Origin of the sequence: Acidovorax sp. 59 (assembly GCF_002754175.1) — a bacterium.
Classification (GTDB): domain Bacteria; phylum Pseudomonadota; class Gammaproteobacteria; order Burkholderiales; family Burkholderiaceae_C; genus Acidovorax; species Acidovorax delafieldii.
Window position 1 is genome coordinate 1,737,321 of the sequence record NZ_PEET01000001.1, and the last position, 11,910, is coordinate 1,749,230.

The 11,910-nt window shown below is 64.8% G+C and carries 10 protein-coding genes and 2 riboswitches; of the genes, 1 reads left to right on the forward strand and 9 read right to left on the reverse strand.

The features are described from left to right. Positions 1-154 precede the first annotated feature (154 nt). Positions 155-811, forward strand: coding sequence for an NAD(P)H-dependent oxidoreductase (locus CLU87_RS07825; RefSeq protein WP_056067837.1), 657 nt, complete (start codon positions 155-157; stop codon positions 809-811). 63 nt (positions 812-874) lie between these two features. On the opposite strand, the gene CLU87_RS07830 is transcribed toward CLU87_RS07825, so the two are convergent. The 9 genes from CLU87_RS07830 to CLU87_RS07870 form a co-directional block, all read right to left on the reverse strand. Next, positions 875-2,245, reverse strand: coding sequence for an MFS transporter (locus CLU87_RS07830; protein WP_255409859.1), 1,371 nt, complete (start codon positions 2,243-2,245; stop codon positions 875-877). Then, on the reverse strand, positions 2,235-3,515 hold the full coding sequence (locus CLU87_RS07835) for an acyltransferase family protein (RefSeq protein ID WP_099730072.1): 1,281 nt from the start codon (positions 3,513-3,515) through the stop codon (positions 2,235-2,237). The genes CLU87_RS07830 and CLU87_RS07835 overlap by 11 nt, the downstream gene beginning before the upstream one ends. Before the next feature lie 78 nt (positions 3,516-3,593). Then, positions 3,594-4,637 carry a MerR family transcriptional regulator gene (locus CLU87_RS07840; RefSeq protein ID WP_099730073.1) on the reverse strand — a complete coding sequence of 348 codons (1,044 nt, stop codon included), beginning with the start codon at positions 4,635-4,637 and terminating at the stop codon, positions 3,594-3,596. A 4-nt stretch (positions 4,638-4,641) separates the two neighbouring features. Next, complete coding sequence (locus CLU87_RS07845; protein ID WP_056067685.1) at positions 4,642-5,049, reverse strand: FKBP-type peptidyl-prolyl cis-trans isomerase; 408 nt, start codon at positions 5,047-5,049, stop codon at positions 4,642-4,644. A gap of 169 nt (positions 5,050-5,218) precedes the next feature. Next, entirely contained in the window at positions 5,219-8,107 is a 2,889-nt protein-coding gene (gcvP, locus tag CLU87_RS07850) for an aminomethyl-transferring glycine dehydrogenase (protein ID WP_099730074.1), read from the reverse strand. Between the two features lie 114 nt (positions 8,108-8,221). After that, positions 8,222-8,596: a glycine cleavage system protein GcvH gene (gene gcvH / locus CLU87_RS07855; RefSeq protein WP_099730075.1), complete on the reverse strand. Its 375-nt coding sequence runs from the start codon at positions 8,594-8,596 to the stop codon at positions 8,222-8,224. A gap of 87 nt (positions 8,597-8,683) precedes the next feature. Next, positions 8,684-9,826: a glycine cleavage system aminomethyltransferase GcvT gene (gcvT, locus tag CLU87_RS07860; protein ID WP_099730076.1), complete on the reverse strand. Its 1,143-nt coding sequence runs from the start codon at positions 9,824-9,826 to the stop codon at positions 8,684-8,686. 49 nt (positions 9,827-9,875) lie between these two features. Further along, positions 9,876-10,002, reverse strand: a riboswitch (glycine riboswitch). Between the two features lie 13 nt (positions 10,003-10,015). After that, positions 10,016-10,121: riboswitch (glycine riboswitch) on the reverse strand. A 5-nt stretch (positions 10,122-10,126) separates the two neighbouring features. Beyond that, positions 10,127-11,404, reverse strand: a complete 1,278-nt coding sequence (locus tag CLU87_RS07865; protein ID WP_056067693.1) for a TRAP transporter large permease — start codon at positions 11,402-11,404, stop codon at positions 10,127-10,129. Then, on the reverse strand, positions 11,401-11,895 hold the full coding sequence (locus CLU87_RS07870) for a TRAP transporter small permease (protein ID WP_099730077.1): 495 nt from the start codon (positions 11,893-11,895) through the stop codon (positions 11,401-11,403). The genes CLU87_RS07865 and CLU87_RS07870 overlap by 4 nt, the downstream gene beginning before the upstream one ends. Positions 11,896-11,910 lie beyond the last annotated feature (15 nt).

An 11,910-nucleotide genomic window follows, 5' to 3' on the forward strand; every position in this document is an offset into this window, starting at 1 on the left:
CCATCAGAGCGCGGTTGCAAAGCGCTTGTGGGTTGATTGTTGATGAATTGCGAACAATCCGTTTCTTTGGCAGGGCTTACCGAACCACCGTGGGGTGCCTACAGTTCCACCATCGATACATCCCTTGATCCACAACTTCTTTCAGGACGCTGCCATGACCACAGACACCACTCTCGCCCAACCCCTGCTGAACAAGCTGCAATGGCGCTACGCCGCCAAGAAGATGAACCCCGCCAAGAAGGTGCCGCAAGAGAAGGTGGAGCGCATTCTTGAAGCCGCCCGCCTGGCGCCCACCTCCAGCGGCCTGCAGCCGTTCGAGATCATCGTGGTGACCGACCCCGCCGTGCGCGCCAAGATCCAGCCCATCGCCTGGAACCAGGCCCAGATCACCGATGGCTCGCACCTGCTGGTCTTTGCGGCCTGGGACAACTACACGGCCGACCGCATCAACATGATGTTCGACCTGACCAATGACCAGCGTGGCTTCAAGAACGAAGGCTGGGAAAACTACCGCCAGATGCTGCTCAGCAGCTACCCCCAGCGCGACGCCGAAGTGAACTTCCAGCACGCAGCCCGCCAGGCCTACATCGGCATGAGTGCAGCCCTGATCGCTGCGGCGTTTGAAGAAGTGGACTCGACGCCCATGGAAGGCTTCGACCCCAACGCGCTGGATGAAATCCTGGGCCTGCGTGCGCGCGGCCTGCGCAGCGTCGCCATCTTGCCGCTGGGCTACCGCGCCGACGAAGGCGACTGGCTGGTGAACCTGAAGAAGGTGCGCCGCCCCCGCGAGCAGTTCGTGACCGAAGTCTGAGGATATCCTCCTCAGGCACAAAAAAGGCTGGACAGTGGTCCAGCGTTTTTTGCGTGGGGAGCTTCAGCGTGTAGCGGGCGCTGCATCCGTCACGCGGCGCATGGGTGTGAGCACAAAAGCCAGTGCCGCCAGCACCACCAGCGTTCCGCCGCTGGCCGCGAACAGCTGGGTGAGCGTGATGCTCTTCATCACCCAGCCCGTCACGGCGGCAGAGATTGGCGCAAGGCCCATGAAGATGAACATGAACAGGCTCATCGCGCGGCCCAGCAGGGCGGGGGGGACCCGGTGCTGGATCCATGTGAACACGCTCACCTGCATGAAGCCGCCGAGCAGTCCGATAACCAGCATCAGCACCGCGCCTTGCCACACGGCGGTGATCAGGCCCAGTGGCATGAACAGCGCGCCAATGATGGCGTCGAACGCCAGGATGGTCATGCCCAGGCTGCCAAACCGCAGCCGGGGCACCATGCCCGACACCACCATGCCCAGCAGCGTTCCCGCGCCGTGGGCGCCCACGATGATGCCGAAGGCGGCGGCACCGAGCTGGGGGCTACTGCTAGCCAGCACCGGAATGGCGATATGGATGGGACCCATGATGAACAGTGCAATGGCGCTCCAGTACAAAAAGCAGGTGCGCAGCTCGCTGTCGCGCCAGAAGTGACCGAGGCCCTGCGCCACCGAAGCGAGCACCGCCTGTGGCGCGGCCGTGGGGGCAGAAAGGTCCGCAAGGCCCGCACGCGTCTGCACCTTGGACAGCGTCCAGGCCGACACGGCGAAGCTCAGCGCATCCAGCGCGAAGGCGATGCCGATGCCAGTGGCGTTGGCGTGTGCTGGCGCATCCGCGGCGGCTTGGGCTGCGCCACCGGCGCCAAACAGTGCAATCAACAGCCCCGCGAGCAAGGGCCCCAGGAACATCGTCAGCTGCCGCAGGCCCAGGCTGATGCCGTTGGCGGCCTGCAGCTGGGGGCGTGCCACCACCGACGGCATCATGGCCGTGCCCGCCGGAATGCTGAAGGCCGTGGCGAGCCCAATGCCCAGCGACAGCGCGTACACCATCCACAACGACAGCGTGCCCGCAAACACCAGCCCCGCCAGGGCCGCCAGCAGCACCAGGTTGACGTATTTGGTGATCATCAGCACCTGCTTGGGCGAATGGCGGTCTACCAGCGCGCCGCCGATGAGGATGAACAATGCGCGCGGCACGCTGATGAGGGCCAGCACGGTGCCCAGCACCAGCGTGTCGCCGGTCATCTGCAGCACCAGCCAGGGCAGTGCGATCAGCGTGAACTGGTCGCCCAGCATGGACAGGGCAGAGCCGCCAATCATCCATCGGAAGTTGGGGTCCTGCAGCAGCGCGGCGCGCGGGTCTGCGGGTGGGATTGCAGGGCCTGCGCCGGGTGGGTGGGCAGGACGGGGTGAGGTGTCAGGTCGCATGAACGAGGTCTCCCAAAGAATGACGGGTGTGCGTGCGCCCCGTGAGCAAGCGGCCCACAGCGGTAAAACGCACGCAAAGGTGGTAACTGGCCAGGCACAGGGCGGTCGTGGCCAGCACATTGATCAGCATCTTGGCCGGGGCTGGAACGGGCAGGCTGTACAGCAGCGCACCCAGGCCCATCGTGAGTGGCAGGTGCACCAGGTACACCCAGTACGAGCTGTCGGCCAGGTAGGCCAGCCAGGCGCGGGGCTGGCCGACGTGGCGCAGAAACAGCCCGATCAGCGCAAAGCTCCAGAGCCACGACGCGCTGTTGTAGGCCAGCGCCATCCAGAACTGCAGGTGGCGCGTGGCCGATACGGGCGCGGCCAGCAGATCGGTAAACGCCCCGGTGACCAGCACCAGCACAAAGGCCGATGCCTCGGGCTGAGCCAGCACTTCCGAGAGCAGTGCAGTGACCAGAAAACCCACCAGCCCCAAGCCGGCCAGCGCAGGCCAGTGCCGTTCGTAGCGCGCCATGAGCGCCTTGCGGTGCACGTGCAGGCACAGGCCAAAGCCGTAGAACAGCCCGTTGTGTATCCATTCCGCCAGCGGTGGCAGGAAGGACCCGCTGGGCGTCACGATGCCGTGGTCGTAGCCCGCGCCAATCCACGCCAGGGGCAGCGTGAGCATCAGCAGGCCCGCAGGTGTGCCGCCGAGCCAGAGGGCACCGCGTTGCAGGGCCTGCTGCAGCCCTGCGGGCAATGCGCGTACCGCCCTCCATGCCACGGGCGTCAGCAGCGCCAGCCACAGCAGCATCCACAAGAACCACAGGTGCATGGTGGCTGGGCCCTGGGGCACGTTGGGGCCTCGGGGCAGCAGGCTGCGGTCTACACCCCAGGTGCCATAGGCCATGCGGTGCAGGAACATCAGCCCGAGCAGCGCACAGGCCACGAACAGCGGCGGCCAGAACAGCGCAAAAGGCAGACCGAGACGGCGCAGGCGGTTGCGCACCATGCCAGCCAGCCCCTGGCGTTGGACCAGCGCCGCTACAAAGAACCCGGCGAGGATGAAAAACAAGGGCATGCGAAAGGCATGGATCACCGCCACCAGCAGGTCTGCCAGGGGGCTGGACCGGTCGTCGTGCCAGGGCAGAGGCGATGGCCGGCTCATGTAGAGCACCGAGACATGCAGCACGATGCCCAGCCACATCATGGTGGCGCGCAGGTTGTCCAGGGCGTGCAACCGCCGGGTGGGGGCGGCGGGGCTGGAAGAGGGTGTCGATCCATTCATGGGGACCGACTGTGGGGCCTCACGTGGCGTGAGGGTCAAGCACTTTCCAGTGGTTTTTTTGCAGACGGTGTGAGTGTCTCAGCGGCGCGCAGCGACTGTCGCAGCCAGGGCGGGAGAGGGTGTGGCCAGCGCGAGCGCCGCCTGCAGGTAGGCGCGCACGGGCGCGCTCAGCGGCGAGCCCGCCTGCAGCAGCGGCTCGTTGGCCGACGCTGTGAGCAGCTTTTGGCGCAATTGCGCATCGCCGCGGGTCAGCTGGTCGAACAGCGTGTTCCAGCGCAGGGCCGCGGCCCCTGCGTCGGTGTGGTTCGTGGGGATTTGGCGGTCCAGCAACTGTTGCACGTCACGTTCCAGTGCCGCCCACGCGATGTGCGGCACATGGCCCAGCGTGCGCAGGTCGTCGCGGGTCAGGTACTTCTCCAGCAGCGCCAGCCGCAGCTTGATGGCGGTTTCCACGTATTCGATCATGTCGCCGGGCGGCGCGTGGTTGCGCCCCTGCGCGCTGGGCTCGGTGCGAAACATGTGACCCCAGCGGTCCAGCAGGTCCAGGTCGCCCCCCATCCAGTGCAGCATCAGTGCCATCCAGCGGTAGGCCAGTGCCTGCACCTCGGGCGCATCGGGAGATAGCTGGCGGTCCATGGCGCTGCGCACCAGGTCTTTGACAACGAGCCAGTCGGCCTCGATCAGGCTCCAGTTGGTGAAGATCTGCTTGAGTTCGGTGGTGCTGAAGTATTTACCGTAGGTGGTCATCAGCGCCAGCGCCTCGAGCCAGTTGCCCATGTCGGGCTCAGCACCCGCCATGAGGCCGTCGCGCAGCATGGTCAGGCGCCCGCGCAGTTCTGTGGCTTGGGTGATCTGCTGGTCCAGCGCCCGGATCTGCTGGCCGATGATGCGCTGGGGTGCCACCCCTTCGCCCGCCAGCAGCTCGGCAATGTCGCTGAGCGCCAGGCCCATCTGGCGCATGGTCTGGATGCCATGCAGCCGCTGCACGTCGGCCTGGCTGTACAGGCGATACCCCGCGTCCGACCGGCCCGAGGGCTTGAGCAGCCCGACCTCGTCATAGTGGTGCAATGTGCGCACCGTGAGGCCGGTGCGCCGCGCGAGGTCACCGACCTTCAGCAGCATGGGGTCAGCGGCCCACGGAGATCAGCTCGATCTCGAAATTCAGCGTGGCGTTAGGGGGAATGACGCCACCCGCACCCCGGGCACCGTAGGCAATGCCGGGGGGGCAAGTCAGCTTGGCCTTGCCGCCCGGCTTCATGCGCTGCACGCCTTCGGTCCAGCAAGGGATCACGCCATTGAGTGGGAACGAGGTGGGTTCGCCGCGTTTGTAGGAGCTGTCGAACTCCTTGCCGTCGAGGAACGTGCCCTTGTAATGCACCTTGACCGTGTCGGTGGCCTTGGGCGATTCGCCCGTGCCGTCTTTGAGCGATTCATAGACCAGGCCGCTGGCCGTGGTGACGGGTTTGGAGGTCTGGGCCATGGCGGCGGGAGCCATCACGGCGGTGGCGAGCAGAAGGCACAAGAGGTTTCGCAAAGGAGGCTCCTAAAAGGGTGAATCACAACGCAGCCCGCGATCTTATGCGTGTTCCTGCACCTGCCTGTACGGGCCCCCAACGAAAAAAGCCCTGGGCGAGCGGGCTCCAGGGCTTGCAAGAGCAATGGCTGTGGCGGCAGACGATGCAGCCGTGGCCTTCGCTGCAGGGTCAGGCGTAGTCGCTCACCGGGATGCAGCTGCAGCTCAGGTTGCGGTCACCCCACACGTTGTCCACGCGGCCCACTGGCGACCAGTATTTGTTGCTGCGCAGCGCAGCCACGGGGTAGGCAGCTGCCTCGCGGGTGTAGGGGCGGTTCCAATCGCCGCTCAGCAGGCTTTCTGCGGTGTGCGGGGCGTTCTTGAGCGGGTTGTTGTCCTGCGGCAGCTTGCCTGCTTCGATCTCGCGGATCTCTTCGCGGATGGCGATCATCGCGTCGATGAAGCGGTCCAGCTCTGACAGGGTCTCGCTCTCGGTAGGTTCCACCATCAGCGTGTTGGGCACCGGGAAGCTCAGCGTGGGCGCGTGGAAGCCGTAGTCAATCAGGCGCTTGGCCACGTCTTCGGCCATCACGCCGCTGGTGTCCTTCAGGCTGCGCAGGTCCAGGATGCACTCGTGTGCCACATGGCCGTTCTCGCTCGCGTACAGCGTGGGGTAGTGATCCTTGAGGCGCGCGCTGATGTAGTTGGCGCTCAGGATGGCGGTCTCGGTAGCGGCCTGCAGGCCTTCGGCGCCCATCATGCGGATGTACATCCAGCTGATGGGCAGCACGGCTGCGTTGCCCAGCGGCGCGGCACTGACGGCACCCACGCCACCAGGCACGCCCGCCGTGGCATGGCCCGGCAGGAAGGGCACCAGGTCCTGCACCACGCACACGGGGCCCACGCCGGGGCCGCCACCGCCGTGGGGAATGCAGAAGGTCTTGTGCAGGTTCAGGTGGCTCACGTCACCGCCGAACTCGCCGGGGGCCGCAACGCCCACCAGGGCGTTCATGTTGGCACCGTCCACGTACACGCGGCCGCCGTGGCTGTGCACCAGGGCGCACAGCTCTTTGACGCTGGTCTCGAACACGCCGTGCGTGCTGGGGTAGGTGATCATCACAGCGGCCAGGTTGGCGCTGTGCTGTTCGCACTTGGCTTTCAGGTCCACCAGGTCCACGTTGCCGTTGGCATCGCAGGCGGTCACCACCACTTGCATGCCCACCATCTGGGCACTGGCGGGGTTGGTACCGTGGGCACTGCTGGGGATCAGGCAGATATTGCGGTGGCCTTCGCCACGCGATTCGTGGTAGCCCTTGATGGCCAGCAGGCCGGCGTATTCGCCTTGCGAGCCTGCGTTGGGTTGCAGGCTGATGCCTGCATAGCCCGTGGCCTGGCACAGCCAGGCGCGCAGTTGCTCGTCCAGCTGCTTGTAGCCCTGTTGCTGGTCAGCGGGGGCGAAGGGGTGCACGTTGGCAAACTCGGGCCAGGTGATGGGGATCATCTCGCTGGTGGCGTTGAGCTTCATGGTGCACGAGCCCAGCGGGATCATGCTGCGGTCCAGTGCCAGGTCCTTGTCGGACAGCTGGCGGATGTAGCGCAGCATGCCGGTTTCGGAATGGTGGGTGTTGAAGACGGGGTGTGCGAGGTAGCTGCTGGTGCGGCGCAGCTCGGTGGGGATCAGCGGCTCCACGCCCTTTTCAAACGCATCGAAGGTGGGCAGCGCCTGGCCGTCCTTGGCGAAGATCTTCCAAAGCAGCTCGATGTCGGCGCGCGTGGTGGTCTCGTCCAGCGAGATGCACAGGTACTCTTCAAAGTAAATCCGCAGGTTGGCGCCCAGGCTGATTGCCTTGGTTGCTATGGATTGTGTAGCGCCCTGGGTGTGCAGGCTCACGGTGTCGAACGTGGCCTGTGCACGCACAGGCGCACCCAGCTGCTGCAGCCCTTGCGTGAGGATGGCGGTGTAGCTGGCCACACGCTGTGCGATGCGCTTGAGTCCTTCGGGGCCGTGGTACACGGCATACATGCTGGCGATCACGGCGGGCAGCACCTGGGCCGTACAGATGTTGGATGTGGCCTTTTCGCGGCGGATGTGCTGTTCGCGGGTTTGCAACGCCAGCCGGTAGGCAGGTTTGCCATGCACGTCCACGCTCACACCCACCAGGCGGCCGGGAAGGCTGCGCTTGTATTCGTCGCGGCAGGCCATGTAGGCGGCGTGGGGGCCACCGGCGCCCATGGGCATGCCAAAACGCTGGGTGGTGCCCACCACGATGTCGGCACCTTGTTCACCGGGCGGGGTGATGAGCGTCAGCGCCAGCAGGTCGGCCGCCACGATGAAGGCGGCCTGCTTGGCATGCGTTTTTTCCACGTCAGCGCGCAGGTCGTCAATGCGGCCGCTGGTGGCGGGGTACTGGGCCAGCACGGCAAAGTAATCGCCGTCCAGCAGGGTGTTCCATTCCTCGGCCGAATTGGCCAGGCGCACTTCCAGGCCCAGGGGCTTGGCGCGGGTCTGGATGACTTCGATGGTTTGCGGGTGCGCGTCGCCTGCAACCACAAACACGTTGCTCTTGCTCTTGACCGAGCGCTTCGCCAGCGTCATGGCTTCGGCGGCGGCGGTGGCTTCGTCCAGCATGGATGCGTTGGCAATCGGCATGCCCGTCAGGTCGCACACCATGGTCTGGAAGTTGACCAGGGCCTCCATGCGGCCTTGGGAGATTTCGGCCTGGTAGGGCGTGTAGGCGGTGTACCAGGCGGGGTTCTCCAGAATGTTGCGCAGGATGACGCCGGGCGTGTGCGTGCCGTAGTAGCCCTGGCCGATGAAGCTCTTGAGCAGCTGGTTCTTGCCCGCGATGGCCTTGAGTTCTGCCAATGCGGCCGCTTCGGTGAGCGGCGCAGGCAGGTCCATGCCCCGGCTGCGTGCAATGGAGCGCGGCACGATGGATTCGATGAGTGCCCGGCGCGAGGCCTCGCCGATCACCGACAGCATGTGCGCTTCGTCGGCCGCGTCTATGCCGATGTGGCGGGGCAGGAATTCGGTGGCGTTTTCAAGCGCGCCAAGGGGGGTGGCGGATTGCATCAGCATGGGGCAGTCTCGTAGGTCGCAGCGGGTTGGGGGCGTTGCCGGGGAGAGGGCTCGCACCCAGCAGGGCGGCGTGCCGGGCATGGCCCGGCGCCATGCCCTGTCAGTCGGCAGGGATCAGGCGTTCTTGGCGAACTCGGTGTATGTGGCTTCGTCCAGCAAAGCGTCGAGCTGGCTCACGTCGGCCAGCTTGACCTTGAAGAACCAGCCAGCGCCCAGCGGGTCGCTGTTGGCCAGCGACGGGTCGGCGCGCAGGGCTTCGTTCACTTCCACCACTTCGCCGGTGACGGGCATGTACACATCGGCGGCGGCCTTCACGGATTCGACGACGCCGGCCACTTCGCCCTGGGCAAAGCTCTTGCCCACTTCGGGCAGGTCCACAAACACCACGTCGCCCAGCGCATCTTGCGCGTGGACGGTGATACCCACCACCGAGGCGTTGGCATCAGCGGCGTTGATCCACTCGTGGTCTTTGGAGAATTTGATCGTCATGGGAAGCTCCTCAAGCAAAGGAAAAAAGTAAAGGAATCTGCAATGTAAGCGGGTGCGGGCGCAGTCCGGTCGATGCGCCTGGCGAAATCAGCCGCGGTAGTAGTTGGCGGCAACAAACGGCATGGCGCGCACTTCCATGGGCACCACCTTGCCGCGCACGATGGCGTTGACGCGGGTGCCGATGGCTGCAAAGGCGGGCGTGACGTACCCCATCGCCACGGGTTCGTTCACGGTGGGCCCCAGCAGGCCGCTGGTGACCTCGCCAATCTTTTGGCCGTCCGTGCTTTGCAGTTCGGTGTGTTCGCGCACTGGCACACGCTCCAGCGCCACCAGGCCCACGCGCTTGGCGGAAAGGCTGGCAGGGTTGTCGATTTGCGCCAGCACCTTGTCGGCGCCCGGGAAGCCGCCCGCACGCGCGCCGCCGGTGCGGCGGACCTTCTGGATCGCCCAGTTCAGTGCGGCCTCGGATGGCGTGGTGCTGGTGTCGATGTCATTGCCATACAGGCACAAGCCAGCCTCCAGGCGCAGCGAGTTGCGAGCGCCCAGGCCGATGGGCTTGACCTCAGGCTGGGCCAGCAAGGCGCGGGCGAGTGTTTCGGCCTGCGCTGCGGGCACGGAGATTTCAAAACCGTCCTCGCCGGTGTAGCCGCTGCGGGTCACAAAGCAGTCGCAACCAGCAATGTTGAATGCTCCACCGGTCATGAACACCAGCTTCTCCACGCCGGGCGCGAGGCGGGTGAGGGCGACGGCGGCCTGTGGGCCCTGCAGCGCCAGCAGGGCGTGGTCGGGCATGGGCACCACCTTGCAGCGCTGGCCAATGCGGGTTTGGATATGGGCAATGTCGCCGACCTTGCAGGCGCCGTTGACGATGACAAACAGGGTGGGTTCGCCATCCACCACGCCCTGGTTGAAGAACATCAGGTCGTCGATGATGGTCCCCTCATCGGTGAGCAGCAGGCCGTAGCGCTGTTTGCCCACTGGTAGGTCGATCACGTCCACGGGCACCAGGGTTTCAAACGCCGCAGCAGCGTCGGCGCCGACAAGCTTGAGCTGGCCCATGTGCGACACGTCAAACAGGCCGGCTGCGGTGCGGGTGTGCACATGCTCGGCCATCAGGCCTGCGGGGTACTGCACGGGCATGGAGTAGCCGGCGAACGGCACCATGCGGGCGCCCAGCTCGATGTGCAGGGCGTTCAGGGGCGTGGTGAGCAGGGGGGCGGTGGCTGACATGGCGGAACTCCGGGGCAAATGAGGGCCGCAGCCACAAGGTGGCTACGGGATTTGCCCTGCTGTCCGCTTTACCTGAGAGATTCACCGCAGCGCCCTGGCTGGCCGTGCGGTTTGCTCCTTCGGTGGATGGCCTCAACACGCGGTGCGGTGGGCCATCTCTCTCCAGCAAGGGAACGCCCGCATCGCTGCGGGCGGTTGTCAGTCCTTTTGCCTGAGCGTTCGGCGGGTGCCTGCGCCTTCGGCGGTGCTGCGCGTCCTGAGGACAAGACGGAGCACTCTCTCCTGACCCGACGATTCTAACTACTTTGCGTAGACCAGATCCCGAAGTGCCAGCGAGATCGATGGCACATAGGTGATGATCATCAGGCACACCAGAATCACTCCGACAAAGGGAAGCAGGTGCTTGATGATCCGGTCCAGCGAGATTCTGGCCACCGTGCAGGCTGCGAACAGGTTCACTCCAAAAGGCGGCGTGATCATTCCAAGTGCCAGGTTCACCACCATGATGAGACCGAAGTGCACAGGATCAATACCGAAGTGCATGGCCACGGGCGCCAAGATGGGGGCCAGCACAATGATTGCCGCGCTGGTCTCGATAAACATGCCAATCACGAACAGCGCAGCGTTCACGCCCAGCAGGAAGAGGGCGGGGGACTGCAGCACCGCCTCTAGCCAGCGGCCAATCGCGTCTGGCACGCCAGCCCGCGTGATGAGGAACGCAAACAACCCCGCGTTGGCAATGATGAACATGATCACTGCCGATGAGATGGCCGACTTGCGCAGGATGGCGAACAGGTCCTTGAGCTTGATCTCGCGGTAGATGACGATGCCGACAACCAGTGCGTAGAACACGGCGACGGCAGATGCCTCGGTGGGGGTGAACACACCGCCATAAATGCCGCCGAGGATGATCACGGGCATCAGCAATGCCCAGCCCGCCTGCAGCGTAGCTTTGCCAAAGGGCATGCGCCCATCGCCGTCGTTTTTGCCCCAGCCCTTGTACTTGCAGTACAGCCAGACAAACAGCATCAGAGCACCGCTGATCAGCAGCCCGGGGCCGAAGCCCGCGATGAACAGCTCACCAATCGACACCTCGGCACTCACGCCGTACAGGATCATCGGGATGGAAGGCGGGATGATCACGCCCAGCTCGGCACTGGTGGCCTGTAGAGCAGCGGCGTAACTCGTGGGGTAGCCGTGCTTGATGAGCGCAGGAATCAGGATGGCGCCAATCGCAAACGTGGTGGCGACCGACGAGCCCGACACGGCCGCAAAGATCATGCAGGTCAGCACACAGGTCATGGGCAGGCCGCCCTGCACGCCGCCGACGATGCTCTTGGCAAACTCCACCAGACGGCGCGAGATGCCGCCAGTTTCCATCAGGTTGCCCGCGAGGATGAAGAAGGGGATGGCTGCCAAAGGAAACTTGTTGATGGCTCCGAACATCTCCTTGACGGAGATGAGCATGTTCGCATTGGAGGCCTGGATGCCCAGGATGGAAGCCAAACCGATGGACACAGCCACTGAGACGGTGAGTGCAAAGCACAGCACCATCGTTGAAATCATGACCAAACTCATTGAGCAGTCTCCAGTTCCATACGCAGGGGATCAATGAGGTTGCCGATGATGCCGACCACACAAAAAAGGCCACCCACAGGCATGGCGAGGTAAGCCCAGAACATGGACACGGATTCCAGCCCGGCCATGCTTTGCACGCCGCCCCGGCGTGCATAGTCCCAGCCGTACCAGATGATGATGCCGATGAGGACCAGGGCTGCCAGTGCGACCACCCAGTCCAGCATCCGTTTGATGCGCGGCGGACTCCAGCGGTACAGCACGTCCACACTCACCATCGCGCCCTGGCGAAACGCGGCCGGAATGGCCAGGAACACCATCCAGATCAGGCTGAAGCGGATGAGCACTTCGGTCCATTCAGCAGGCTGCTCCAGCACAAAGCGGGTCACGATCTGGAACATGCCCAGGGCCGAAGCCAGGGTCAGCATGGCGCAAGCGCCCAGCATGGCGATGAAGGTGGTCCATCGCTCAAAGGTAAGAAAAGCGTTTTTCATGGGGCGGTGCCAACC